Origin of the sequence: Bradyrhizobium sp. LCT2, assembly GCF_009931255.1 — a bacterium.
GTDB lineage: Bacteria > Pseudomonadota > Alphaproteobacteria > Rhizobiales > Xanthobacteraceae > Bradyrhizobium > Bradyrhizobium diazoefficiens.
Map to the genome: position 1 here is coordinate 6,104,929 of NZ_CP034432.1, position 22,238 is coordinate 6,127,166.

General features: G+C 60.4%; 26 protein-coding genes and 4 pseudogenes. 13 read left to right on the forward strand and 17 right to left on the reverse strand.

The features are described 5' to 3' along the window. Positions 1-8: 8 nt before the first annotated feature. From EI171_RS29335 to EI171_RS29350, 4 genes and pseudogenes are all read left to right on the forward strand, one after another. Entirely contained in the window at positions 9-683 is a 675-nt protein-coding gene (locus EI171_RS29335) for a recombinase family protein (RefSeq protein WP_161535396.1), read from the forward strand. Further along, complete coding sequence (locus EI171_RS29340; protein WP_161537097.1) at positions 684-1,670, forward strand: recombinase family protein; 987 nt, start codon at positions 684-686, stop codon at positions 1,668-1,670. It begins immediately after the preceding gene. 640 nt (positions 1,671-2,310) lie between these two features. Beyond that, positions 2,311-3,327 carry a DUF4062 domain-containing protein gene (locus EI171_RS29345; protein WP_161535397.1) on the forward strand — a complete coding sequence of 339 codons (1,017 nt, stop codon included), beginning with the start codon at positions 2,311-2,313 and terminating at the stop codon, positions 3,325-3,327. 320 nt (positions 3,328-3,647) lie between these two features. Further along, positions 3,648-3,974 (forward strand): annotated as a pseudogene (locus tag EI171_RS29350) (hypothetical protein); the annotation flags it as partial. 181 nt (positions 3,975-4,155) lie between these two features. Here the strand turns inward: EI171_RS29350 and EI171_RS29355 are convergent. Next, positions 4,156-4,359, reverse strand: coding sequence for a response regulator (locus EI171_RS29355; protein WP_161535398.1), 204 nt, complete (start codon positions 4,357-4,359; stop codon positions 4,156-4,158). A 232-nt stretch (positions 4,360-4,591) separates the two neighbouring features. Between EI171_RS29355 and EI171_RS29360 the strand changes: the two genes are divergently transcribed. Further along, positions 4,592-4,903, forward strand: coding sequence for a cytochrome c (locus EI171_RS29360; protein ID WP_161535399.1), 312 nt, complete (start codon positions 4,592-4,594; stop codon positions 4,901-4,903). Positions 4,904-5,361: 458 nt separating this feature from the next. Here the strand turns inward: EI171_RS29360 and EI171_RS29365 are convergent, their stop codons facing one another. Then, positions 5,362-5,556: a hypothetical protein gene (locus tag EI171_RS29365; RefSeq protein WP_161535400.1), complete on the reverse strand. Its 195-nt coding sequence runs from the start codon at positions 5,554-5,556 to the stop codon at positions 5,362-5,364. A gap of 420 nt (positions 5,557-5,976) precedes the next feature. Here EI171_RS29365 and EI171_RS45860 point away from each other — a divergent pair, with 420 nt between their 5' ends. From EI171_RS45860 to EI171_RS29375, 3 genes are all read left to right on the forward strand, one after another. Further along, positions 5,977-6,438 (forward strand): helix-turn-helix domain-containing protein, encoded by a 462-nt coding sequence (locus EI171_RS45860; RefSeq protein ID WP_246740643.1) that lies wholly within the window; start codon positions 5,977-5,979, stop codon positions 6,436-6,438. 32 nt (positions 6,439-6,470) lie between these two features. Further along, complete coding sequence (locus tag EI171_RS46790) at positions 6,471-6,686, forward strand: hypothetical protein (RefSeq protein ID WP_371740276.1); 216 nt, start codon at positions 6,471-6,473, stop codon at positions 6,684-6,686. A gap of 351 nt (positions 6,687-7,037) precedes the next feature. Beyond that, entirely contained in the window at positions 7,038-7,238 is a 201-nt protein-coding gene (locus tag EI171_RS29375) for a hypothetical protein (RefSeq protein WP_161535401.1), read from the forward strand. 345 nt (positions 7,239-7,583) lie between these two features. On the opposite strand, the gene EI171_RS29380 is transcribed toward EI171_RS29375, so the two are convergent. The 5 genes and pseudogenes from EI171_RS29380 to EI171_RS29395 form a co-directional block, all read right to left on the reverse strand. Beyond that, a complete protein-coding gene (locus EI171_RS29380) occupies positions 7,584-8,024 on the reverse strand; it encodes a nuclear transport factor 2 family protein (protein WP_161535402.1) in 441 nt (146 codons plus the stop codon). A 57-nt stretch (positions 8,025-8,081) separates the two neighbouring features. Continuing rightward, positions 8,082-8,261: a hypothetical protein gene (locus EI171_RS29385; protein WP_161535403.1), complete on the reverse strand. Its 180-nt coding sequence runs from the start codon at positions 8,259-8,261 to the stop codon at positions 8,082-8,084. A gap of 637 nt (positions 8,262-8,898) precedes the next feature. Then, positions 8,899-9,174: pseudogene (locus tag EI171_RS46795) on the reverse strand (DNA ligase); the annotation flags it as partial. Between the two features lie 49 nt (positions 9,175-9,223). After that, entirely contained in the window at positions 9,224-9,376 is a 153-nt protein-coding gene (locus tag EI171_RS46800; protein ID WP_371740277.1) for a hypothetical protein, read from the reverse strand. Positions 9,377-10,049: 673 nt separating this feature from the next. Continuing rightward, positions 10,050-11,138 (reverse strand): DUF1236 domain-containing protein, encoded by a 1,089-nt coding sequence (locus EI171_RS29395; protein WP_161535404.1) that lies wholly within the window; start codon positions 11,136-11,138, stop codon positions 10,050-10,052. A gap of 229 nt (positions 11,139-11,367) precedes the next feature. Here EI171_RS29395 and EI171_RS29400 point away from each other — a divergent pair, with 229 nt between their 5' ends. Further along, positions 11,368-11,595, forward strand: a complete 228-nt coding sequence (locus EI171_RS29400; RefSeq protein WP_011090370.1) for a hypothetical protein — start codon at positions 11,368-11,370, stop codon at positions 11,593-11,595. 250 nt (positions 11,596-11,845) lie between these two features. Here EI171_RS29400 and EI171_RS29405 read toward each other — a convergent pair whose 3' ends face one another. The 5 genes from EI171_RS29405 to EI171_RS29425 form a co-directional block, all read right to left on the reverse strand. After that, entirely contained in the window at positions 11,846-12,355 is a 510-nt protein-coding gene (locus tag EI171_RS29405; RefSeq protein WP_011090371.1) for a PRC-barrel domain-containing protein, read from the reverse strand. Positions 12,356-12,739: 384 nt separating this feature from the next. Then, positions 12,740-13,873: a glycosyltransferase family 4 protein gene (locus tag EI171_RS29410; RefSeq protein ID WP_011090372.1), complete on the reverse strand. Its 1,134-nt coding sequence runs from the start codon at positions 13,871-13,873 to the stop codon at positions 12,740-12,742. Between the two features lie 131 nt (positions 13,874-14,004). Further along, positions 14,005-14,214, reverse strand: coding sequence for a hypothetical protein (locus tag EI171_RS29415; protein ID WP_028175743.1), 210 nt, complete (start codon positions 14,212-14,214; stop codon positions 14,005-14,007). 106 nt (positions 14,215-14,320) lie between these two features. After that, positions 14,321-14,725: a hypothetical protein gene (locus tag EI171_RS29420; protein WP_038967338.1), complete on the reverse strand. Its 405-nt coding sequence runs from the start codon at positions 14,723-14,725 to the stop codon at positions 14,321-14,323. A gap of 17 nt (positions 14,726-14,742) precedes the next feature. Next, the gene (locus tag EI171_RS29425) at positions 14,743-14,943 is read right to left on the reverse strand and encodes a hypothetical protein (protein ID WP_028175742.1); all 201 of its coding nucleotides are present in this window, start codon (positions 14,941-14,943) and stop codon (positions 14,743-14,745) included. 307 nt (positions 14,944-15,250) lie between these two features. Between EI171_RS29425 and EI171_RS29430 the strand changes: the two genes are divergently transcribed. Continuing rightward, positions 15,251-15,652 (forward strand): hypothetical protein, encoded by a 402-nt coding sequence (locus EI171_RS29430; RefSeq protein ID WP_246740282.1) that lies wholly within the window; start codon positions 15,251-15,253, stop codon positions 15,650-15,652. 112 nt (positions 15,653-15,764) lie between these two features. On the opposite strand, the gene EI171_RS46805 is transcribed toward EI171_RS29430, so the two are convergent. Both EI171_RS46805 and EI171_RS29440 read right to left on the reverse strand, forming a co-directional pair. Further along, entirely contained in the window at positions 15,765-15,908 is a 144-nt protein-coding gene (locus EI171_RS46805; protein ID WP_371740547.1) for a carbohydrate porin, read from the reverse strand. Positions 15,909-16,585: 677 nt separating this feature from the next. Next, a complete protein-coding gene (locus EI171_RS29440) occupies positions 16,586-16,846 on the reverse strand; it encodes a hypothetical protein (RefSeq protein ID WP_161535405.1) in 261 nt (86 codons plus the stop codon). A 384-nt stretch (positions 16,847-17,230) separates the two neighbouring features. Here EI171_RS29440 and EI171_RS29445 point away from each other — a divergent pair, with 384 nt between their 5' ends. Further along, positions 17,231-17,437, forward strand: coding sequence for a hypothetical protein (locus EI171_RS29445; protein ID WP_161535406.1), 207 nt, complete (start codon positions 17,231-17,233; stop codon positions 17,435-17,437). 130 nt (positions 17,438-17,567) lie between these two features. On the opposite strand, the gene EI171_RS29450 is transcribed toward EI171_RS29445, so the two are convergent. The 3 genes from EI171_RS29450 to EI171_RS29460 all read right to left on the reverse strand — a co-directional run bounded on the left by EI171_RS29450 (position 17,568) and on the right by EI171_RS29460 (position 19,209). Further along, on the reverse strand, positions 17,568-17,711 hold the full coding sequence (locus EI171_RS29450; protein WP_202633025.1) for a hypothetical protein: 144 nt from the start codon (positions 17,709-17,711) through the stop codon (positions 17,568-17,570). 387 nt (positions 17,712-18,098) lie between these two features. Next, positions 18,099-18,614 (reverse strand): inorganic diphosphatase, encoded by a 516-nt coding sequence (locus EI171_RS29455; RefSeq protein WP_161535407.1) that lies wholly within the window; start codon positions 18,612-18,614, stop codon positions 18,099-18,101. Positions 18,615-18,693: 79 nt separating this feature from the next. Further along, positions 18,694-19,209, reverse strand: coding sequence for a ferritin-like domain-containing protein (locus tag EI171_RS29460; RefSeq protein ID WP_161537099.1), 516 nt, complete (start codon positions 19,207-19,209; stop codon positions 18,694-18,696). Between the two features lie 198 nt (positions 19,210-19,407). Between EI171_RS29460 and EI171_RS29465 the strand changes: the two are divergent. Further along, positions 19,408-20,910 (forward strand): annotated as a pseudogene (locus EI171_RS29465) (FAD-dependent oxidoreductase). Beyond that, positions 20,829-22,197 (forward strand): annotated as a pseudogene (locus EI171_RS29470) (NAD(P)/FAD-dependent oxidoreductase). Before EI171_RS29465 ends, EI171_RS29470 begins: the two co-directional pseudogenes overlap by 82 nt. Positions 22,198-22,238: the final 41 nt, after the last annotated feature.

Below are 22,238 nucleotides of genomic sequence, written 5' to 3' on the forward strand. Positions count from 1 at the left end.
GAAGAGCCATGGGCAAGGCGCTTGTCGTGCGCAAAGGAACGAACCTCGCGAAGCTCATCAGAGCCGATCGCGCCGCGCAGTATGTTCGGATGTCAACCGAGCTCCAGCGCTATTCGATTGAGAACCAGGCCGCAGCGATCGCTGCCTACGCGCAAGACAAGAATCTCACGATCGTCCGAACTTATAGGGATGAAGGACGCAGCGGCTTGACGACAAAGGGCCGCGCAGGTCTCATTGAGCTTATCGACGATGTCGAGTCAGGGCGCGCAGACTTCGATCATGTCCTCGTATACGACGTCAGCCGCTGGGGTCGCTTCCAAGACGTCGACGAAAGTGCCCACTACGAATTTTTATGCAAGCAAAACGGCGTTCGGATTGCCTATTGCGCCGAGCAATTTGACAACGACGGCAGCCTCCTTTCGAGCATCGTCAAGAACATCAAGCGCGTGATGGCGGCAGAGTATAGCCGGGAGCTTTCAATCAAGGTGCATACCGGCCTATGCCGGATCGCGGGCCTAGGTTATCGTGTCGGCGCCCCCACTACCTTTGGTCTCCGCAGAGAGCTCGTCGACGAAAATGAGCGATCGAAGGGCGAACTCAGGAAGGGGGACAGGAAGTCTCTGAAAACGGATCGTGTTCGCCTACGCCGCGGATCTGAAGATGAAGTTGCGATCGTCAGGTAGATTTTCCATCAGTTCGCGGTCGAACAGACGTCGAGTACAGCCATCGCGCGGGAGCTCAATCTGGCGGGCGTCGCAAACCATCACGGCCGACCATGGACCGAGAATATAATCCGCAACATTCTCGCCAACGAAAACTATGTCGGAAACCTGGTCTACAACCGCACATCTAGCCGACTTGGCCAGAGGCTCACCAAGAATTCTTGCGACTTGTGGGTGCGCGGCGATCCTCATCTCGATGCGATTGTTGATCAAGGCATTTTCGTTCGCGCTCAGGATCTGCTGGCGCAACGGTATATCTCAATGCCAGAAGAGAAGATGTTGACCCTCCTGCGCGTGACGCTCAGTCGCAAAGGCAAGTTGACCGGAAGCATCATCAACAATACGCCCGGGATGCCGTCTGCTGCTTCGTATTTCAACCACTTCGGCTCGTTGAGAAAGGCCTACTCGCTCATCGGTTACAAGGGCTCGCGCGACTGCGATTGGTTCGATTGTCGAGACGCGTGGGCAAACGTAGTCGCGAGACACAAGCTTGAGGCTGTCGAAGCGCTGCGCGGCGAGCGCGGGCTGCGAGTTACTGAGGTCGAGACCGGGATTGGTCTGACAGTGAATAGGAAACTCCACCTATCATTCGCGGTGGTCCGTTACGCGACAAAGGGCACCGGCTGCATTCCGTGCTGGAGAGTCTATCTCAAATTGATACCTGCAGGACTAGTGGCGGTAGCGCGATTGGACGGTGAGAACAAGACGATCCAAGACTATGTGCTGCTTCCCGTCCCTCAAGACGCTCCGGCTTACCTATGGCTGTCGGATCGCTCGCTCGTCCGCCAAAAAGCCACCCGCTTTGCGACATTTGACGAGTTGATTTGCAAGTTCGTAAGAGGCCTGCCACCATCCAGCCACCCCAAGCCGACCAGGCCGGCGCGCCCGAGCAAGCGAGCGAGAACAATCGGCCCCAAGCCGAGGAACGTCCACGCACGCCGCCGATGAAGCGCCGATCCAGCTGCGGCTGCCGTCGCATGTCGGCATCAGGAAGTGGTCGCGCACGCCGTGGTCAGCGGAACTTTCCCGTCGCCCCCCCAAATTACATTTTGACGGATTCGCAACTTATAATAGCATGTTCGCATCTGGGATATGAGCGCCATGCTTTCGGGTCTTTTGCAGCGTTGGAGGATACGAAAGCTCGCATTGATCTGCCCAAATTGCTTGAGAGAACCTTCCTCGGCGAATGCGTCGCGCGGCCGCACTCTTCTTAAAGGCAATCTTACCTGCGAGTACTGCCGCAAAGCGGAAGACGTCGCCGGATGGCGACTTGCAGCACAAGCCCGCCGCCAAGATCGCGGCACCGGCGAACCAACCCGCAACTGATGCTGACCGCCGCCGGCGGAGGATGCCGACCACCCGACCATTCACGGTCTGCGCCGCACCGGCATCCTCGCCCGCGCCGAGGCCGGCTACGAGTCGACCAAATCGCCAGCGAAATCGGCATGAGCCGACAGAATGTCGCGCACTACATGCGCTTCAGGGACCGGATGCAGGTTGGCGCCGACGAGCAGTTGCGGCTTCGGGTTGTCAACCAAGATCCACGGCTTTAGTGAGAACCTGTCATAGGCCTAACGAGAGGCGCCCAGTGGACCGTGTTTTCCAAATTTTTGTAAGCTCAACCTTCGCAGATCTTCAAGAAGAGCGTCACCTGGTCAGCAACAGCTTGGCGAAGGCCGGGTATGTCCCTGCGGGTATGGAACTCTTTCCCGCAACGGATCAGGATCAATTTGAATATATCAAGCGGATCATCGATCGTAGTGACTACTACGTAGTCATCACCGCCGGCCGCTATGGCTCTGTTGCCGGCGACGGGATCGGCTTCACCGAGAAAGAATTCGACTACGCTCGATCGAAGGGAATCCCGGTTCTCGCATTCTTGCACAGGAATGTCGGGAGTCTGCCAATCGACAAGTCGGAGCGGGAGGAAACAGGTCGCACCAAACTGAAATCATTCAACGACAAGCTCAAACAAGGCCGGATGATCGACTTCTGGGAGAACGAGCACGAACTTTGCACCAAGGTCGTCATCGCGGTCAGCCAGGCGGTCAACCTTTCTCCTGGAACGGGTTGGGTTAGAGGCGACAACGCGATCGATCCAAAGATCCTTCAGGAGGCGGAGAAGCTCAGAATAGAAAACGCTGAGCTAAAGCAAAAACTCGCCAACTTGCAAGGCACCTTGGTCGTCGAGTTTGATCCCTTACTGGCGGGGCCCGATACCGAGATCACGCTCGATCTCACGACGACGATCAGCAACTATCCAAGCCACGGTCACAGGACTGAGTCGCGTGAGGAACACACGACGTTCAAGAATATATTCTTGGCAATCTATGACGGTCTTTTGCATGAACCCTCACAAGCAACAATTGCCCAGGTGATTGGCAAAGCCTTCTCTCCGAGCAGCGTCGGCGGGATGACCATGACGACATGCAGTGACGAGAATAGCCTTATGATTCGGCGGCAATTGGAAGCGCTTGGACTCATCGTGACGGCCTCAAAGATGTCCAGCACTGGTCACGATTATCTCGCCTGGGTCGTCACCGAAAAAGGACGGAAATACTCGTCTCTTCATTCTGCTCTTAGGCCGATCGAGCGGCCTGATTAGCTTTGCTAACCTCTCGGACGTGATACCGAGCCGCCCCACCATCCGCCGCCCGCGCGGCACTGGAAGCGCTGATGGCATGGTCCGCAGCGTTCGAGACGCCGATCGTGCTCGAGGGCGAGGGCGAGCTGGTGACTGTTCGGGGCCGAGGCCAATATCGCTGCGCTGCCGGCGCGTGGAAAATTTACCGGTTGAGGTTCCTTGTAGGAACCACGCGCGCGCACGTTATTTGAATCGTCGCCGGCTCACGCCCGAGCTGGCGGAGCGGCCTCGGCCTGCCTCAAAAGCCCCCCCTGAAGCCGGGGCCGTCTCTCCGCCACCGTCTGTGTTGGCGTTCCTCGCCCTCGATCGTGCCGACTGATCGCCTCGACCGCGACATTTATCTGGTCCTCGAGGACTTCGGCGTTCGCGCCGGCTGCGCCTGGCGCGAGGCCGACGAAACCGACACCGACCTCGAGACTATCCTCAGGCATCTCCTGTCCGGCGATTACGCCTATCCGGTCCGGATTGTGTGCTTCAATACGGGCGAAGGCTGGTCTCGGGACGCCACGTCCGACGTCGCTGACGCGCAGGCACAGCGCGCAACTGATACCAACGCAGAGGTCCCGTCCGCGCTGCAGGACTTCATCGCCGCTGCGCGGACGCCACCGGCGGAGGCGCCAATTCCAATGACGATCGTCTCGGCGGAGGTCGCCTCATCGATTTCGTTCCGCTCCTCGTCGCTAATATCGGCCATTAGGCAACCTCAGTTACGCTTCGGTCGAGGCGACATTTGGCCAATGATATCATGAGCTTCGGCAAGAAAGTCACTGTTTGGTTGATGGCGAAAAGCTACATTTTGGTTGATGGCGAAAAGCTACATTTAAGGCGGCCGCGAAGGTTGATGTCGGTGACCAGGGCGCGGTGCGCTCCGGGATTGCCGGTGAAAAGCGTCAGCGCCTCCTCCGCGGTCGCCACGGTGTTGACGAGGAATCCGCCCTCGCCGAGGGCGTTCTCGATCATCTCCTGCAACTGATAGTCGTCCTCGACGACCAAGATGGACGGCTGGTCCAGCGTCCCCCTTGCGCGTCAGGCGCGGATGCCCGGAATCCTGAACTCGGTCCAAATCTGGACAGAGGAATTTTGCTCGGCAAACCAGAAGATATAGGCGGAAGACATCGTCGCCGACCTCGCGGCGTCCTCTACGCGTCGGATTGCGGTCGAGACGGCCGAAACGAACCAGCCCCCGAAATCGTTGATCGGAGGTGTGACTGCTGGAGCATCAACCATGTCAGGAATCTTCCGGTTGATTGCCGTGGTGTACGGCGGGCTTGCGATGATCACGCCAGCCGTCGCGGCGGACGTCCTAAACGGCAAGGACATCGCACAGCGCTGGTGCGCAAGTTGCCATGTCGTGGGGAAAGGACAAACGACCGCAACCGACCAAGCCCCGCCATTCGCCTATCTGGCAAGAAGCCCGGATTTCAATCAGAACAAGCTGGCCTTCCTGCTGCTACTGCCACACCCGAACATGCCAAGCGTGTCACTGAATCGAGCGGAAGTCGCGGATCTCGCGGACTATATTCGCTCTCTCAAATAGGGGCGAACTCGCGAAAACCCGCTTCAGCGCAACGCTCGTTGCGATCTCATTTCGCACTTTTCACGAGGGCTACTTTCCGTTCGCGATGCCAAACGTCGATGCCCTGACCGTCGAGCAATTGCCTCGCCTTTGGCGTCGCCTCCTCGTCGTCAGCGCAAATCCAGTTCGACATAGCCGCTGATGTGGCCCTCCTCGTTGAGGAAACAAGCGCGGTAGCCCATGGCTGAGGTTTCTTGAGAGGAACCATATGCCGTCCACCCACCGAGAGAATAGCCGGCGGCTTGGACGAGCTTCGAAGCCGAACTGGCTCGCGAACCGGCACGCCTAGCCGGCGGATTCGCATTTGAAGCAGCGCCACGTCGGGGCGCCCCTACCGTCGCGACTTGCGGTCAAAGTCATCGGCTTCTTGCAACGCGGGCAGACGGGAATGGCACTGGAACGCGGCATTGAGCGAGAGACTAATTGAGAGGATTCGCCGGATGCTCGGCAAAATCAGATGAACGGGCTAGGCTCGCCACCGAAACGGACTCCTCTACAGCGAGCCTTTCGGCCTGTTCGACGAGCTCGGTCCGGACGCGTGGAGCACGTATCCGGAGGAAAGCGCGGATCAGCCTAAGCCCCTGCAGATTGCTTCGTGCTTCGTTGTCGTTCATTTTTCGGCTCCATGCCCGGTCTTATGCGATCCAGACGACAAGTGCAACAAGGCTCCGCGTCGCGCTTTGGTTGCAATATAGAACCGACCAAAAGAAAGAGTTCGTGCGCAACGAGGTCCGCCGACCTGGGAGTTCCGCGCCGACGGGCGCAGCTCTTTTCGGCGGACGATGTGCCGAGAGACGGCTCAGCTTCCGCCTGCAGAAGCCGAGCGGTCACAGCTCGCCGCCCTCCCGCACACCATCAGAAATCTAGACGACGGCGACTGCGTCCTCCGCCAGGGCGAGGTCCCGACCCGATGCGTCGTCGTGATGAGCGGTTTCCTGGCCCGTCAAAGAGTGATTTCCGACCGCAACCAAATCTCTGCCTTCTACGTGCCGGGCGACATGCCGGATCTGCACACGCTGCATCTTCCATTGTCGATGACGACTTATGCAGTGTGGGCAAGTCCAGCGTCGCCCTCATCGTGCTCACCTGAGAGAACAGCTCGCCCAGTCGCCGGAACTCACCAACGCGCTCTGGCGCCAAACATTGATCCAGGCAGCGATCTATGGGTCGAGGACCTCGGCTCGCGGCCCGCACTGCCGCGCGTAGCGCATCTCATCTGCGAACTCGCGGCGAGATTGGAGATCGTTGGACTGCTGGAAGGGAGCCGCTTCCGCTTGCCCCTCACGCAAGCAGACTTCGCCGAGGCGTGCGGTCTCTCCATCGTTCACATGAACCGGACGATCCAGGAGCTCAGGCGCAAGGATCTCATCGCTCCGAGGTCTGCCTGTTGCGGCGCAGTGAGCTTGAAGAAATCACCGATTTCGGGCCCGGCTATCTTCACGCCTTGCGGACATCCCTGCCCGCCGCAGCCCTCCCCGGTTCCATCACGAATCTAGGAACGTGATGCGCTGAGACCCGTTGGGGCCTCATGAGGTACTATTTTGACTACCGCGACCCTGACAACTTCGTGCCCGACGAAACAGGACTCGACCCAACTGGCGCCGAACGGGCTCGAAGCTTGGCGCTGTCCGCGGTGGGAGAAGCAACGAAAGAACTCACAGCCGAAGGCAGCACCGGCCCCATCGCCATCGAGGTCAGAGACGAGAACGGTCCTCTCCTGCTCGTTTTGGCCCCGTCGACCTGAGCCTTGCGCTCAATCGCACGACAGGCTGAGGCGCGGGGCCGCTCCTACTTGGCCGGCGACCTTAGCGGGCCCTCGATCCGCTTCTGCGCTGCGGGGTCGCGCATCGAATCCTTATTGCATTCCGGACGACAAAGCACTTGCCCCTGTCGGCGGTCTCGTCATCCACGAGCTTCATCGGCCGTCTGCGGTGAGGACAAGCCTTTCTCGTCGGATGCAGCAGCGACATCTGTTTCCCCCTGCCGCGTTCAGCCTAAGCCCGGTTGGCCTTTGCGCCAAGCGCCGTTCCGACGCTTGACGAGGCGAAGCCGACATACTGAAATCGAGCCTTCAGTGATGTTGTGGGGTGACGTCATGGAAGAGTTTCACCTCGGGTTCGCGCAGCAGGCGCGCGACCTGGCCGAGAAGGCCGATCCGTTTACCAGGCGTCGGCTGCTGGAATTGGCCAGGCGGTACGACGTACAAAGCAAGCCCGGCCACCATGGCGCTCGGGTCGCTCCTCCGCCCAAGGCGATGCCGCCCAACGCGGTCTTCTCCGGCTCCGGCGAGTCCTGAGCCCTTTCAGCCGCCTTTGAGAGCACCTTGACCTCGCGGACGGGCCAGCTCGCGCCCTCCGCGATCACCCGAACCTTTTCGCCGAGACTAACGAGCGGGTGGGAGCCGATGTCATCCTCGGCGGCCGCGACGACCACGAGATCGGTCTCCGGAGTCCAGCCGAGGTAATCGACGACATCAAGGATCGTAAGGCACGGCGAACGTACCCTAGCCTGATCATCTTAAAGGCCCCGACGTGCAATATCGTCGGGGTCAATGTTATGAACGGTGCCGCTCTTTGGACGCGCGCTGTTCTATCAGAAGCATGGCGCTGATTTACTGGGGTTCGATCAGACGCTTCGCCATTCAGTTGAAAGTTTGAAGCCTCAGCTTTAACGAGCCATCCGCTTGACGCTCGAACACGTGCATCGCGAGACCGCTGAGAGGCGTTGGCTTGCCCTCCTTGTCCTTGCCAGTGGCGCTCCACTTGGCCGTAGCAAAGACGACCTTGTCGTCTCCCCCCGCGTCGATGACCTCCAGCTTATGTGCGATCACGCCGTTCGCGAAGAGCCCCGCAAAGAACTTCTCGATCTCGGCTGGCCCGGACGCGACTTGGTGCGTCGGCGGCATCAGCTTTGCATTGGAGACATAACTGGCAGCGATGGCTTTCTCATCGTGCTTGTTGAATGCGGCGTCCCAGGCTGTATACGCCTTTTCAACCGCACCTTTGGCGTCCTCGGCGAGCGACGCTGCTGGAGCGGCAGCGAGCAGAAAAACCGCTAATGCCGATGCCTGAGTAATGCGCATGGATCATTCTCCTCTCTAGGTTGGCCTCTTTCATGTCACCGTCTTCCTCTCAGACACTCAACGGGCCGCTCCGCCCTCACAAAGAAGAAATCGTTGGCGTGCAGCTGTGAGCGCGACTCCCCTCAGCGTGATTGTGTCGTTCGCATCGTCGGTGATCACGGTGTTGCCGTGCCCCGCCCCGTCGTTGGCCGCATGGGTTTGCACAGCGGCGAAGTTGGCGAACAGGGTGTTGATCAACCTGGTCCGCATTTGGCTTAGTCAGTAATCACGTCCTTGCCGAAGGATTGAAGACGAACGTGTCCGTGTCCTTCAGCCGGTGAGCGTGTCGTTTCCGCTTCCTCCATCAAGAACGTTTCCTTTCGCGCCTGCCGACAGCGTTCTGACGCGTTGATGCCGGAGGCAAAAGTGCTGTTAGGGGGCTGTTGTCGGCAAATGGATCATCGATGGTGGTGTAAGTGCCATCACTGCAAGGAAGCCGTGCCCGACGCTGTTGGTGTCGTAGTAGTACCCGGCGGTCTGGCCCGAGGCGTTGTTGCCTTCAGCAACGGTGTAGTTGGCAGCGAACGGATCGTCGATGGTGGTATGAATACGTTGTCATGTCGGCCCTCCTTTTGAGCCCGGCAGGGCAGGAGCTACAACAGTCTCCAACTGACCTTTCTGAAAGACAATCCGAAGCGTCTTTGGTTCGGGCACTGAAATCGTGCTCGCCGAAGGCAACGCTGTCCATTGGATTTTGATGACGGCACACCGGCCGGCAACTCAGGTTAGCCATAGTAAGAGGCAGCTCTGCTGGAACCTCGAACCAAGCATAAGCTAAGCAGTGAGCTATGCAAGTAGATCGATCTCATCAGCGCCGACGATATAGGCTTACCCCCTACAGCTGCCGCTCCATCGCGGGATGCAGCCTGTTCTTGACCTTGATCCAATACTTACATCGACCGCCGACGTAAGGCCGTTCGCGATGCTTGGAGACCAAACCCTCTAGCCCCATCCGGCATGCGGCGAGGAAGAGATGAGGTCCGATCTCGCCTCGCTCGAACGAATTGACGAAGCTTCCTTCCTGTCGCCGCGCAAGTAGGCGTTCCAGATTGCTCTTGCGGAGATGCAGCGGCAGCATCCGCAGATCGTCGCCGCCTTCGGCAAGGATGTCGAAGGCACAGACTGTACCTCGTGGTCATGCTTGCGGGGGTGAACTGCAATTAATCAGGGCTGCCATCGACGCCGAGCACGACCGTTTCGCCATCGAGGATGAAGTGCTTCTGGTGGATTTTGCGCGCGGCTTCCACGATCCAAAGATAGCGACTGGCCCAGTTGTACCCGCCGCGCGTGATCAGGCGTACCCGGTCGCCCACTCTCCAGGCGAAGACGGTAGCCGTCGTACGTGCTTTACCTCATGAAGCCAGTCCGGCCCGCTCGGGACCGCCACGCCTCTGCTGGGAAGGCAAAACTCGAATGAACGCATTCAGGAAAAGTAGGCACTCTCGACCTGTTTACGAGATGAAGCTTGGAGCAACCGGACCAAAAACTGGCGTCCACATTTTTACGGCTTGGGCGGCAGATCAGGAGCGACGTCGCTGCCCGTGCTCTCACCGATAGCCTGCTCCACTGCGGATGCTGTTCAGCCAGTTTGGCAAACAGTTCGCGCTTTTTGGGGTCCGTCGCCAAGTCGCGAATAAGGGCGCACTCAGCGGCGTCTCGCTGTAGCTTCTCCAGTTGGGCCTGCATGTCTTTCATCTGCGGCCTCGATGTTCCAGTGCGGCGCTCGTTCGCGCCGGGTCCGGCTTCAAGCCGCGCCAGCAATTGCTCTTTCTTTCCAGCAGCTTCGCAAGAGCGGACATCCGATCACCGCAATGTTTCGACCGTATCGAAAGGGCCGCTCGGAGAGCGGCCCTTTCTTGGTAACCGGCTACGGGTTGCCGAAGCTGAAAGCGCTGAGCGGGACGGCGCTCGCAGCCAATCCCAAAAGGGAGGCGGCGGGCATTCCCAGCGCAATGATCTTCATGAATGTTCTCCTTCCTTGGGAGATCAGTCGATCTCTTCGATGATGCGACGTTCCTGCGGGTCGACGATGTAGGTTCGGCTATCCCGGTGAATGTATCGGTACTCCCGCAGGCTCGGCGCCTCGCGATAGACCTCGTCGGGGAAGGCATCGATTTCCACGCCGTCCGGTAGGCGCTCGCCCCGGCGGATCTCAGTTCGCACTGTGCTGCCGGTCGTTTGCCGCTCGCGCTCGACGGGACGCGCCTTGACGTGCTTGCGGATCACCTCGCGATCACGATCGCCGAACGTGGTCTTCCGCTGCTCGGTGCGCGCTGGAGCAGCCGCCGTGGACCGGCCCGAGTACGGCAGGACCGCAACGATCTTGTAGCTGGAGGGCTCCACGATCACGATCTCGTCCTTCACCAGGACGAAGTTGTAGCCCCGATACTGGGGCACGGTCTCGACGACCTCCGCCGGCAGCGGCTGCAGACGGACATCCCGCGGCACGGCAGTGCCCACGGACAACGAGAAATTCACGTTGTTGAGGGGCTGCACGTTGAGGTGCGAAATCGAAGTGCTGATCCGCGTCCGCTGCTGATCATTGATGTTCACCGAGGCATTCACGTTCGTGTTCGACGAGCGATCGGCCGTATTCTGCTGGGTGCTCGGCTGCTGGGCCGTGTTCGTCGAGTTGCTACCCGTCGGAGATTGCGCCTGACTGGCGCCCGAAGCTGGCGGGTTCGCGCTCTGCGCCCGGTTGTCCGTACGCGGGTTGGTCTGCGTCTGGTCCGAAGGCGCATTGGTCTGGTTGGAGGGCTGGCTGGTCTGCGCCTGATTGGTTGAGTTGTTCGAGCTGGGCGCCTGCGTGGTGTTGGTGCCCGTACCGGAATTGGTCGTTTGGCCTGCAGCGCTCTGGCCGGTCGATGACGGAGACTGCGTCTGGGCCGAATTGGTCGAAGGATTGGTCTGCGCGGATCCCGAAGGTGTTGAAGAGGACGGCGTCGTCGAGGTGGAATCCGGGTGACGCTGCGTAGTTGACGGATTGGAGTTCAACGTGCTCGGAGAAGATTGCGCAAGAGCCGAAGTCGCGATCGCGACAGCAGCCGTCGTAGCCAAGATTAAACGCTTGTCCATCTGAACCTCCTAAATGCGGATGTCGATCAACCTCCGATGCGGCACGCGGTTCCTTTTCGGGAAAACCCGGCAGCTCTCGTGGCGGCGGGAGGTGAATTTCTTCCGGTAGACCCAAGATCGCGGTTGTGCCGAAATGGCGCTGGGGCGCTGCAGCCGCGAACAAACGGAACTTCAGTCAAACCACGCCGTTGGCAGTGACTACTTACGAATCATTTGAGGAGGACACACCATGAAGAAGCTGATTGTGTGCGGCGCGCTTGCCGCTTTCGCCCTCGGCACGCAGGCCGCCAGCGCCGCCGAGTTCTACATCGTGCGCGACGCGACCACAAAGAAGTGCACTGTCGTCGACACCAAGCCGACCACTACGACCACGACGGTGGTGGGCAACGGCGTCTACAAGACCAAGGTCGAGGCCGAATCCGCGGTGAAGACCACCAAGGTGTGCACCGAACAGTAAATATCGCGGGCTTCAGGCGGCCACTCGGAAGCGTTCGGACAGCAATTGGAGGAAATGCCCGTACTCATTTTGTGGGCCGTTCCTGCCGTCCTCGTTATTGGCGGCCTCGGCTATTTCTTAATTCACATGCACTGAACGACGACCCGCCCGATGATCCGGGCGGGTCTTTTTTTCCCGACAACCGTCGGTGGCTCACGGCGGACAAAAAGGGCCCCGTGATGGGGCCCTCATCTCCGAACTCTCGTCCCATTTAGTTGTAATCTGAGTATTTGAACTGCGGGAGCGCCTTCAATTGCTCCTTGTTGCCACTCATGACGGCGTGGTCAGGGACCCAATCGTTCGTGCTGCGGTTCGTGGTGGTTGTCGCTGCGGCGCCGGTGGTGGTGTCGCGCGACGTGGTCGAGGTGCTGCTCGAACTGGTCCGGACCGGCTCTTCGACGAACTTCAGCTTGTCCATCGAGACGGCGATGTCGTGCTCACCCATCCCCAAAAAACCGCCGATGCCGATCACCACCGCGTTGATCTTACCGCTCTTGTCGACGAGCAGCTCGTTGATGTCGCCGAGCTTCTCGTTGGCCTCGTTGTAGACGTTCAGGCCCATGAGCTTCGAGGCGCGCCAATTTCCCTTGAGCGCGATCTTCGCATCGGCCGAGTGGGTGGCCGCCGGCGCGGCGCGATCGGCCGGCTGAGTGGTTTGCGCGTACGCAGCGCCGCCGATCACAGCAGTGCCAAGCAGAGCGACGGCAAGAAAGCTTTTCATCGATTATCTCCTCCAACGTGAGCCAACATCCGTACAGATGCCGGCGCCAACGCCCGGGGCTGCCACTTGTTCCTGAATTGACTCTTGTTCAGAACGGGTGCTCTCGCGAAGGATTCGATCCGCGCTGCGGACGCCGGTGCGCTACCGACGTTCGGTGGTAACAAGCCGGACGGGAATGCGCTTACCGTCGGAGCGGAGGCAGGCTTCCGAGAAATGCGGCCAAACCTGCTTCGAACAGACTTCCGCTTCCTTCGTGGAATCGCTTGCCGGCTGGACCTGCGGCTGCGGAGGAGGCGCCTCATCCGCAAGAGCCGCCGTCGTTGCGAGCAGAACGAAAGCTGCCGTTGCGTAAATAATGGTTTTCATGTGTCCTCGATCGCCAACTCAACGACCAGAGTCCGAAGCCGTTCCGACAGGTCGGGAAGACTGTGCTGCCCCTTTCGCGAATCCTTCGTCTCCTCCAGGTATCTGAACACTCTCGGCTGCGCGGACTCCGCGATCGACCAACTCGCGATATCGGATCTCGTACTCCCTCGCCATCCGGCTCGCGGCGAAGCGCTCCTCGAACCGGGCCCGGACTGCTCTTCTGTCCAGCCGGCCCAGTTCGTTCACCGCCGCGATCGCCTGCTCCTCGTTGTCGACGATAAAGCCGGTCACGCCGTCTTCCACCACTTCGGGCACCGAGCCCCACCGGTAAGCGATCACAGGCGTCCCACACGCCATCGCTTCGATCATGACGAGCCCGAAGGGCTCCGGCCAATTGATCGGAAACAGCAACGCGGCGGCCCCGGCGAGGAAGGGCTGCTTCCTGATTTCGTCCACCTCGCCGACGAGCCGGATCTCTTCACCATCGATGTTCGGTTCGAGCTTCTTCTTGAAGTAGGCCGTCTCCGCGCGAGGAATCTTGGCGGCGACCCGCAGCGGCATCCGCGCGGCCCGCGCGATACGTATGGCGGCTTCCGGTCCCTTGTCTGCCGTCAGCCGCCCGAGAAAAGCCAGGTACGAACCATGGTCGTAAGAGGGCCGAAACAGGTCCTTGGGCATGCCGTGCTGGATCGTTGCGATCCAGTTCGCATCCGGAAGCGGCCGACGCTGGTTGTCGGAAATCGAGACGAAGCCCGCGTTCGGAAAGGCCCCGATCACCTTCGATAGACCGGGAAGGTCGAGGCGGCCGTGCATCGTCGTGAGGAAAGGCACCCCGGTCCGGCTGAGCACAGGAAGTGGCAACCAGTCGACGTGGGAGTGGATCACGTCGAAGTCGCTCGCGCGCTCGGCAATGGCTTCTATCAGCAACGCGCAGGCGGCGCTCGGGTCCGCGCCCCTCCGGCCCAGGCGCAGTGCGCGCGGCCACACCGGGTGGAGCTTTCCCTTCGTCTTCGAATCTCCGCTCGCGAACAGGGTGACGTCGTGTCCGAGCTCGACCAGTTCGTCCATCAGCCAGGCGATCACCCGCTCCGTGCCACCATACAGCTTTGGAGGAACGCTCTCGGCCAACGGAGCAAGCTGGGCAATCCGCATCGGCTAGGCCCCGAGCACGAACCGCAGGACCGTCACGATAGTCGCGGAAATGAGGGATGAAATCGCGAGCATTGTCCAACTCGGCCTTGTGCTTCCGCGAGCCACGCGTGCGGCGAGCATTTTCATCCCCGTCAACATTCGTCTTCGGGAAGCCGGTGCAGGTAGGCTATCCCGAAGCTGGCGAGTTCTTCGGCATCGCTCTCTCGCTCATCCCCTCTCCTTTGCAGGTGGCGCTCGAGCAGGCAGCGACGGCTGTCCTGTGCATCGACGTCGGGGTGCCTCGCCCGGTACACCGTCCAGGCGGTCTCCGCGGCCCTCATCAAGGCGACTTCGTCGACCATCTTCACCTCCGGCGACCGCACCAATCGCAGGCAACTCAAGAGGGTTCGGAAAGTTTCTAGTTTTTCCCGAAGCCTCGAAATACCGGCGGAGATCCGCGAGGAGGAGTCAGGAGGCCCTCCCTCGCGCCCGCTCGCGGGCGGCTCGGCGGCGTTGCAGTCGGTTGCTTCGGCCGGACGTTGTGGAGGCGTGAGGTCGGGGCGCGGGGGCTAGAGATGAAGGTTCGGCTCCGAGGCCTTCGCTTGTGGGCTCCAGTTCGCGAGGCCGCGCTTCCATGAATTCCAGCACTACCCGGCCCTTCTCGGTTATGCGCCAGCCACCGTTCAGTCGCTCGACCAGTCCTTGCGAGAAGATATCCAGATCCGGCACGCGCGCGGCCAGGCGCTTGGTGCGCTCTACCCAGTCACGTCCGCTCGTCGCAAGGATCGCCATGTCGCGCTTGAGGTCCGCCATGACTGCGAATCCATCGGGATAGCTCACGAGGATCTTGAGCACGGTGACCTGGAAGTTCACGCCCCGGCTCCCTTCCGCTACCGCCACATCGTCGGTGCGTCGTGGAGAGCCTCGCAGCCGACCTGCTTTAGTCTCTCGCGCGAAGTGTCGCCGTTCGTGGCGGCTTCCAGAATCCTGGATGCCACGAAGCTGCGTGCGCCGGTCTCATAGCGCGAGACGTCTGCGCAGACTTCGTCGAGAACGGCGCGCAGAAGCGCGGTCGTTGCCGGATAGAACATGGGAGGCCCCAAAAGGAGAAATAATCGTAGCGCAATCGCGGGGGCGCCGAAATCAACAGTGTTAAGCGCCCCAATATCTGGCCAAGTCTACACTCGAAGTCCAGCTCGGCAAGCTCCGAAAAGTCGCCGCACCGCACGCGGATTGAACCGGTCTTCGGTCGAAATGTTTGTGTTCCAAGCTCGAAACTCTCAAGTGACGACGTCCCGGCGCCGAGCACCATTGCCCCTCGGCACCGGGGCAACCAGCAACCATTGCCTATTTTTCCCGTTGTCTGGCCGGGCCAGAAACGTGGAGAGGAGGAATCCGATGAAGAAGATTGCAATGGTGGCGGCGACGGTCGGCGCTCTCGGTCTCGGCTCGATCGCGGCGACGTCGCCCGCCGAGGCTCATTGGCGAGGTGGCTGGGGACCGGGTATAGCCGGCGGCCTGATCGCCGGCGCGGTGATCGGCGGGCTTGCCTCCTCGGCGTATGCCTGGGGGCCGGGCTACTACCCGGGCTACTACGGCGCCGGATACTATGGCGGACCCTACGCCTATGACTATGGGTACGATGCGCCCTACCGCTGGGGCGGCGGCTACGCCACGACCTACTACACCGCGCCGGTGTCCTATGGCTATCGGTACCGTCGCGTGGTCCGGCCCGCCTACGCCTATTACCGCGGCGCCTATCCGGTCGTGCGGCATCACTGGCATCATCACCACTGGTGATACGGGGCCGTCCCTTGAAGCCCCCGTCAGGCCGCGCTCCGAACGGGCGCGGCCTTCTCGTCTCGTGGAGGAGCAGGATATTGCAGGTCAACACCATCCGCCGGTGAAGCAGTCATGCCGGTCGAACGCCAGCTGGCCTCCCCACGGATTTCGTCCACCGCTTCGCCTGTCCATCGCCATGGATCTGGAACATGTTGGCGTGGAAGGTGAGCTTGTCGATGCCGGCAAGCTTTTGCAGATCGAGATCGACCGCAATGTTCCAGCCGTCCTTCGTATATGGCGCCCTGCTTCAGACCGCCGGATGTATTGCCTAGAACTTCACCGATATAGGTCGCCGCGAACTTGACGCCGTATTTCTGAAAAGGATTCGAAAGCAAACCGAGTGTTTTCTCTTCGACGGCGCTCTCGCCGGTGTCCGGATCGGCGGGCTTGTCGTCGTCAGTCTTCTTGTCTTCCTGGGCAAACGCATAGGCGCCAGCGAGCAGATATCCGCCGGCAATGGCGGCGCCCACGAACGTCCGGAGCTCTCGTCTGCCCAATTTACGTCTCCGGCCACGCTGCAAATGATGCATTTGATCAGGGGAAATTCAAGGACACTCAAGCCAAAGCGGGTTTATTCCTCAAGCCGGCCAGCGCCATGGCCGGCACCGCGAAGGTGATCAGCAAGGGCGGCTGGCAGCAATTTCCCACAATTTGGCGTGCCATTTCCCGGCATGGGCAGCAAACACGCTTCCACAACGAAATGCTCAAAATAATCCCTCGACTTCCACGGACGGAATGGGATCACCAGCGACGCCAAGTAACTTTCTGGCGCGCGATCCGATGTCGATGGTCAGTCATCTCGCCGTCCAAGTCCGCGGATTTGCCGCTCGACCTCGCTTCTTGAGGAAGGCGTTATCGAACGCGCAGTGTGTTTGCCCGTTCAAGCCACTACTACGCGCAGAGAGGACATTCACCATCAGCGGCTTCACTTAGCTGCCGACCAATTTCTCCCATAAGGGCCTTCGGCTCCCAGTTCGTGCCGTCACTTTTGACAATCCTCTTGGCGCGCTCGAAAGCATGGCTCTCGGCCGCATCATCCCCTATGCGGATGGTCACTTCAGAGTGGAAGGGGCAAACCGCGATTGCACGGGTCGTCTCTAGAGCATAGCGCACGGTCGCTCTGAGATCATCGACGTAATTTTCGGCGGACACGTAAGCCTCCTGTCGCACATGTTCTGCGAGATCAACACGCAGCCAGATATTGCCGCGCGCGGATAGGCAGTTAAGGCGAGGCCCGGTGTGCCTAAGAGCCCGGGCCTCATAACCTCGGCAGCCTGACAACAGGTTGTTCGAATACGCGTCCAGTCTATCCGACACGGCAGGATATCGCTTTGACGCTGCGCAAAGCCCCAAGGGGCCAGCCCGGCCCCTTGCGGCTCGAGGGGACAAGTGCGGGCCAGGCGGTCCGACGGGCCGGCGCCGTGTGGAAAGCGCCATGCAATTAGAGACTAGTCCCAGACGTCGACATCGCTGTGTTCACTTGTGACCCGGAACAAGTATTTGTAATGTTCCTGCACTGGAACATTGAGGCCGCAGATGAAAGACATGCAGGCCCAGCTGGAGAAGCTACAGCGAGACGCCGCGGAGTGCGCCCTTATTCGCGACTTGGCGACGGACCCGAAAAAGCGCGAACTGTTCGCCAGATTGGCTGAACACCTTGCGGTGCTTGCATCCGCAGTGGAGCAGGCCATCGGTGAGAGCACGGGCAGCGAAATAACACCTGATCAGCCGACCAAGCCGTAAAATGTGGGCGCTAGCTTGGCCCCGGTTACCCGAAGCTCCATATCGTAATCAGGCAGGGCTCGGCATCCGGTACAGCAGCCGGCCGCGCCTCCACGATCTTGTAAACGACGCGGCCTTTCTCGGTGATACGTCAGCCGCCATCGAGCCTCCCGACGAGACCTTGCGAAAAGATGTCGAGGTCCGGCACGCGCGCCGGCAGCCGCTTGATGCAGTCGGCCCAGTCCCGGCCGCTCGTCGACAGAATCGCCCATGTCGCGCTCGACGTCCCGGTCACGCAAATCCATCCGGTAGCTGACCACGATCCTCAGCACCGTGACCTGGAAATTCATCCCAGTCCCCTGCCCGCTCAGGGTCATAGCTACAACTGGAGCTTGGCGGCAAATCGGCGGACATCATCTTTCCGAGACCTGAACAAGTCGCCGGCCTGCATGTTGGGCTGAAATGCCGGATGAACATATCCGCTTGCTTGGGGAGGCCGCGCGAGGTCGACGATTTGGCCGCATCCATTAATGATCGAGATGCGGCCGCGAAGATCGAGGCGCAGGCTGCGGACTATGAGAGGGGCGCTGCGGCGCTCGGCGCTTCGAAAGAAGAAGCACGCAAAGGATTCGGACGAGCCCTGATTGCAGCCAGCATCAGTGCGTTCAGCAAGCCTACGCCTCTAGCGGGCTAGGCGCCGGATGGCCTTGGCCGCACGGCCTGGACCATGCCATCCGAGAAATTTCAGCTCCTTGTTCTCAAGCGCATTGGTCGCCCGAAAGAATTGTTCAAGGTCGTCGCGCGCACGGGAAGGCAGCTTGCGGACGTCCTTGATATCCGCTTCGAGCGGTGATCGGTCAGGCACCGCAAACACCCGGTCGTTTCGTTCCTTCTTGCCCTTGCTTTTCTGTTCGACCTCAAGAATGCCAGCTGGACGGCAGCGCAGCACGACACCGGGGTATGTCTGCGCGTCATGCAGGATCAGCACATCCAGCGGATCGCCGTCGTCGGCTTTCGTCGAGGGAATGAAGCCCCAGTCGTAGGGATAGGTCAGACCTGCCATCAGCGGCTTCGCCAGGATAAAAACGCCAAGCTTGGGATCGAAATCAAGTTTGCACGAGCTGCCCCGCGGCGTTTCGACCACGGCGAAGATATTATCGTCGTCGGCCCAACTCGGCAATTTGATCAGATCGGTCATCGCAACAGTCGATCACGCATTTCGCACCGACAACGGGGACGGGCCCGACTAAATCGCTTCCGTCAGGCCCCTGCTGACATCACGCGGCGGGGGACGCTTTCTTGTTCACGCCCTTGCGCAGGGCGACAGTATTGAGCTTGGTATTCGCCGCCTTCTCTTCGTTCAGATTTGTGATCAAAAAGCGCACGATATCGTCGTGGCCAAGTTCTTCCGCCCAGGCAATCAGCGTACCGTAACGGCATATCTCGTAATGCTCGACGGCCTGCGCATTCGCGACGATCGCCGCGTCAAGCACCGTCTTGTCTCCGATCTCGCCAGCCGTCTCGTTCGCTTCCTTGATCAGACCGTCGATCGCGGGACATTGCGTGCCGCTCGGCCCCTTGCCTAGCTTCTCAAAAGCCTTTTCGAGGCGCTCGATCTGCTTGTTGGTCTCTTCCAGATGGTTCTTGAGGCCCGCCGCGAGATCGCGGTTGGTCGCCTTCTCGATCATTTTCGGCAGCGCCTTTATGATCTGCTGCTCGGCGTAATAGATATCCTGCAGGCCGTGCAGGAGAAGGTCATTCATTGTCTTGATGTCTTTTGTGAAGAATCCCACGGCTTCGCTCCTCGTTCTTAAAGCTTGGGAACGCGCGCTTGCGAACCTTGTTCCTCCGCCCAACGGGCCACCCAAGGACCACCCGTCGTGTCTTCGGGATTGACGGATTACGCGCGGAACGAAGTTGCGGCGTCCTGCCGCGTGGCAAAAAGGAACTCTAGCATCAAGCCCGTGTTTTGCTTTTTTGCGGAGTTTTGCATGGTCAGCACCTCGCTCTGGATGGATACCGAGATATTGCCGGAGGCGTGCGCTCGAAGGTGATGTGCGTTGCGATGTAGCCGTTGTCGGTTCGGGGATTGCCGGTCTGTCGACCGCTTACGAGCTCTCCAAGCGTGATCAGTCGGTGATTGTCATCGACCGTAGGGGCATCGCGAGCGGCATGACGGCGCGCACCTCGGCGCATCTTGCGCCGCTTTGCGATGATATGATGAGTGAATTCAGGAAGCTGCGCGGCCCGGAAATCGCAAAGCTGTTCTACGAAAGTCAGGCGGCGGCCGTCGATCGTATCGAGGAAATCCAGGCGAGCGAAACGATCGCCTGTGACTTTCGGCGTCTCGATGGGTATCTCTTTCAGGGCCACGGCATGCCGGCCGATGTGCTCGATGAGGAGCTGGAAGCGGTGCGCGAAGTCGGCGCGCCCGTCCATCGGCTGGTCGGCGTTCCACTCAAGGGGTGTGAGAACCGTCATGTGCTTCGGTATCCGCGCCAGGCGACCTTCCACCCCCTCAAATATCTCGCCGGCGTGGCCGCGGTTTGCCAGAGCCGCGGCGTCCGCTTCTTCGCTAACAGTCCGGTCGAAGAGGTTGCGCAAGGGGATGGCGCGGTTACGCTCCGAACCGCACAAGGGCAGATTACGGCCGGTAACGCCGTGATCGCGACCAACGCCTCAATTGCCGACCGCTACAACTGCATTCCAAAGTCGCTCCCTACCGCACTTACGTGCTCGCTTTCGCGATTGCACGGGGCGAACTCCCCGACGCACTCTATTGGGATACCGAGGATCCCTATCACTATGTGCGGCTGCAACCAGGTTCCGACGATCATGACGTCGTCCTTATCGGCGGCGAAGACCACAAGAGCGGCGAAGCAAATGACGCCGAGAAGCGCTTTGCCAAATTGGAGAGCTGGGCGCGCGAATTGATCCCGGGCCTTGGCAGGATCACGCACCGGTGGTCCGGCCAGGTTCTCGATACCAGCGACTATGCCGGCTTCATCGGCCGCGAGCCTGGCAGCGAACGCATCTACCTCGCGATGGGGGATTCGGGCCAAGGGCTGACCCATGGCGTGATGGGCGCGATGCTGAACACATCCCTCATTCTCGGCGAGCACAACCCCTGGAGTGCTGTATATGCGCCTGGCCGCACGCCACTTGCGGCCGCCAGGAATTTCCTGCGCGAGAACCTGACCATCCTACAAAACCTTGCCGAGTATGTGGCACCGGGTGAAATCGCCTCCCTTGAGAAGATTGGGCCGGGTGAAGGCGCCATCCTACGGCGGGGCTTCGAAAAGATTGCCGCCTACAGGGACATCGCCGGCGAACTGCACCTTCATTCGGCAAGCTGCGCGCATATTGGTTGTCATCTGCACTGGAACAGCTTCGAGACCTGCTGGGACTGTCCATGCCACGGCTCGATCTTTGCGCCAAACGGACAACCGATCAATGCACCAGCCGTGTCTGCCTTGCGACCCATGAAGGTCTAGCGAAACTGTCTCTATGCTCTCGGGAGAGTTCCATCTTCAAGGACGAAGACATCGAGCAAGATGATCTGCGCAGCTCCCGCACCCCTTGGGCGGCCTTGCCTCCCCCACCGATCGAGCCTATCGCCGACAGCTTTCGTTGCGATGTTCTAGTCATCGGCGCCGGCATAACGGGCGCTCTCGTCGCCGAACGCCTGACGCGGCAAGGCCGTCAGGTAGTCATCATCGACCGCGAACTTCCCAGCTCGGCAGCACAGTTGCGAGCACCGCGATGCTGCTATGGGAAATCGACCGCCCCCTTTCTGAACTTTCGCAGCTCTATAACTTCGAGAAAGCCGTCCATTGCTATCGGGCCAGCCACCATGCCGCGAGGGGCTTACTTGCCCTGGTCACCGATCACGGACTTGCGTGCCAGATGCGACCACGTCTTTCGCTCTACCTCACCGTTGATGACAGTCCAACGCTCATCAAGGACGAATTTGCGCTGAGACGCCGAGCGGATTTGCCCTCTGTGTTTCTCGATCATGCCGAGCTGCTGAGCCGCTTCGGCATCGCGCGGGCGGGCGCTCTTTTATCAAGGGACGCAGCCGACGCCGATCCGGTGCAGCTCACACGTGGCCTGCTTGAGATCTCTCTCCAGCGCGGCGCCCGCCTCCTGAAGGCCAACGCGGTGGCGTACGACAGCGCGCGTCAACGGTGACCGTCGGCCTTGAAAACGGGCTTTCGATCGAAGCGCACCACGTGGTGCTCGCGACCGGCTATGTGATGCCGGGTATCGTGGGCTCCACATCGCACCAGCCGGCCTCTAGCTGGGCAATCGCGACCCGACGGCAGCCGAACGCCCTGTGGCCCGAGCAAGCGCTGATCTGGGAAGCGACCCGCAATTATCACTATGCGCGCACCACGCCGGATGGCCGCGCCATCTTTGGCGGCGAGGACGATGATGCAATCATCGATCCTGAAGCTCGCGCTGCCGCGACGCCGGCAAAGGTAAAAGCGCTCAAGGAGCGCCTGAAGGCGCTTTGGCCCCGCGCATCCACCGAGGTGGCCTTCAACTGGTCCGGCGCGTTCGATACCACCCCTGACGGGTTACCGCTAATTGGCGCTGTGCCTGGCTACAGGAATATCCTTGCCGCTTTCGGTTATGGCGGCAACGGGATTACCTTTAGCTTCCTCGCGGCGGAACTGCTGGGCACGCTGCTTTCAGGAGGCTCTTCGCCCCTGCTCGATGTTCTTGCGCTCGACCGCGATCTTTCAGCTAACGACGCGCCATCAGGCAGCCAAGCATGAAGGCGACGAGCAACGACGGCAATGGGGCCTCCCGGACCACA